The following is a 2,663-nucleotide window of genomic DNA, read 5'->3' on the forward strand; positions in this document are numbered from 1 at the left end:
GTAAAAATTTACACCATTTTACTTTATCTATGATTACAAGCATATAAATTTATATCCAACTCTTTGATTTGTCAATCAACAACATTGACAAAGAGATTGATCCCGCCGTGTATCCACTGCCCGCCTGCACCGTTTCCGATCTCCAAACGCTCACCGCTGCTATTGGTCCAACCTTGTGTACAATGGCGACAAGCCGTCCAGCTTGTATTGATATCATCATAGTTTATATGAAATGTATAACTGCTATAAGGGAAAGAAGAGCTTCCTGTGTAACCGATACGCTCAAAGATATCATTACTATAGCAGGTCACTTCAGCATCATTGAGGGCAACTTTAAAAGCGCAGGACTGACATTCGGGGAAAGAATCAAGTACCGAGTGAATATTATTGACAATAACACTTCTTACTTCCAATTCACGGCTCAGATAAATTTTTCTTAAATTATGCCCTAAGAAATCACTGAATGAAAATGGAACAGGTTGATTTGAATCTAAAACAGGTCTAATTAAATTCAATCCCTTTACTCTCTATCTGCTCCACATAAAAATTTGTTACCATCTCAATATCAAGATCGGTCTGATTGACCTCTTGATTTTGAGCAAGCAGATAGAATCGGATCATCTCGGCTTCTGTCACTGCCGGGTATTCGTTGTGTTTTGCTTCGATGACATCGGCTAGATCACTTAAAAAACCTTCGGTAGGGTTGTATCCTAGAACATAGTTTAAAACTTTACCATTATATTCTTCTCCCACTTCTGCTACTAGTCGTTCTAAATTCTTTTCCGCATTTGGTCGCTCCGTATTGATCCCGTTAATATGTACGACTGCGCTGCATGTTGATGTTGCATAAGCAATATGAACATATAGGAGCATGAAGATGGCTATTGTTAGTAATCGTTTCATCTTCTACTCCTCCAACTCTTCAATATCAAAATCACACGCACTCTTTCCATGCTTTTCTCTTTTGAAGGCATGCCCTGCGATAAGATCCATAATCCTTCCCTCTGCTCTCAAGCGATCCGGTGTATTCAACATAAGCACATCAATTTCATCGGAGTCATCATACCCGTCAAATTGTCCCATATTGGCAAACCCATATTCTATTAAACATTGCACTGCTTTTTCAGTAGACTTCTGTGCCTCAAACGCCACCTCCTGTGTCGGGTTCTCACCCCAGAATTTCTGGTAACTTCTAGCATACTGCATCAACGACTTCTGCTGTATCTGTTTTTCATAGTTTTTAAGTATCCATATCTCCACATCATCTCTGACAAGGTTACGGTTGGCGTCGATACCCAGCACTGTTTCGTTGCTGACGCTTCCCGGCTCTTGTGGCATAGTTGAGCAGATGCTGAAATCGCGGTAGAGGCTCTCTATCGCATCACTGTCATAAACGAATGTTCCGGTTGGCGTTGTCGGTTTATCCTCTCTACCGATATTCAAATGACCTTCACTGTGAATTGCTCCGATAAAACTACTCAAAGGGTCTCCACTCAACCCCACTTCTTTAAACCCATAAACAATGGCATTGATGTCATAGTTTCCAAAGGTATTGATCGAGATATCGCCAAGCGAATAGAGAAGAAGCTGTGAAGGGCTGGCTTTTACGGTCTGAGTACCTGCTGGAATTACACCAAATAATTTTCTCTGTTTTGTTTGCATATCATTATTGATAGCAATAACCGGTTCATTTGGACTTGCCGGAGTAAACTTGTCAATGGTCAATCCTTCATTGATAAAGAGTCGGCTGAGCCCGTCCGACTGGATAGTGAGGTGGTCTTTAATAATTGGATTTTTTTGGTTGTTGGGGTTGTTGTCAACCACCCAAGAGCGTATATGATAATCTCCCGCTTTAAAAATATATGTCGTGTTTTTGGCATTGTCTATAATAGTGCCGATCTTCTGAAGGCGGTTAAACCCTTTTGTAGAAGGTGGAGCATCGAAGGTAACGGTCACATTATCTGCCGCAATGACGAGATTTCCAATATCTGAAACATTAAGCGTTACGCTACTACTAATCTCGAGCGTATTTCTATTGTTTGTAGTTTGAAACACGAAAGGTTTCAATGTGGCAGGTCTGCCCTCTGTCGCTTCGCAGGGTTTTTTATCACATTTGGGTTTAGCTTTTTCAATAAAGATCTGTGGGGTGATAAGGTCACTTCCCGATCCGTTAACTGTCGCAGCACTATGGAAAATTATGGATCTTTCACTGCTGAGCGCATCCGGGAAAGCGCTCTGACACGAAGAAGAGGCAAAGAGGCTTAGAGATGTTCCCAAAAGCAGCATTGTTACTATACGCATGTGTATCCTTTTTTTGTTCAAAGTTAGCGCTTTGCAGGAAAGAAATTACTTATTCAGATGCGAAATTGTTTTGCCATACTTAACGCCTTATGTGCACTATATAGATGAAATGCTTAAGAATTAATAAAACACTATAAAACACAAAATATTTATATAAAAGTATTATTTTGTGAAATTTTATTACGCCTCTCCCATGAATGAATCTCCTATTTTCTAAATACTATTTTTTGCTATAATAATGCGACTATTTAGAAAAGGAATTTTTTTGGAACTTACTACACGACAGCTAAAAGAAAAAATTAATGAATATAAAAAGAAGCTAAGCGTAACGGTTGTTGCGCACTTCTACCAAAGAGATGAAG

At 39.7% G+C, this 2,663-nt stretch carries 3 protein-coding genes; all 3 read right to left on the reverse strand.

Going from position 1 to position 2,663, the window contains the following annotated elements; all coding sequences use genetic code 11:
* Positions 1-71 precede the first annotated feature (71 nt).
* From IBX42_RS11980 to IBX42_RS11990, 3 genes are read right to left on the reverse strand one after another with little or no spacing between them, the layout of a single operon-like run.
* Positions 72-515, reverse strand: a complete 444-nt coding sequence (locus IBX42_RS11980; protein ID WP_294933163.1) for a hypothetical protein — start codon at positions 513-515, stop codon at positions 72-74.
* Positions 502-873 carry a hypothetical protein gene (locus IBX42_RS11985; protein ID WP_294933164.1) on the reverse strand — a complete coding sequence of 124 codons (372 nt, stop codon included), beginning with the start codon at positions 871-873 and terminating at the stop codon, positions 502-504. The genes IBX42_RS11980 and IBX42_RS11985 overlap by 14 nt, the downstream gene beginning before the upstream one ends.
* 33 nt (positions 874-906) lie before the next feature.
* The gene (locus tag IBX42_RS11990; protein WP_294933165.1) at positions 907-2,301 is read right to left on the reverse strand and encodes a hypothetical protein; all 1,395 of its coding nucleotides are present in this window, start codon (positions 2,299-2,301) and stop codon (positions 907-909) included.
* Between the last annotated feature and the right edge of the window lie 362 nt (positions 2,302-2,663).

It is taken from the genome of Sulfurimonas sp., from assembly GCF_014859695.1.
Classification (GTDB): Bacteria; Campylobacterota; Campylobacteria; order Campylobacterales; family Sulfurimonadaceae; genus Sulfurimonas.

Bases quoted from the DNA above. Each gene is read 5' to 3' on its own strand.
- IBX42_RS11985 (WP_294933164.1), bottom strand. From the start codon at position 873: ATGCTCCTATATGTTCATATTGCTTATGCAACATCAACATGCAGCGCA.
- IBX42_RS11990 (WP_294933165.1), bottom strand. From the start codon at position 2,301: ATGCGTATAGTAACAATGCTGCTTTTGGGAACATCTCTAAGCCTCTTT.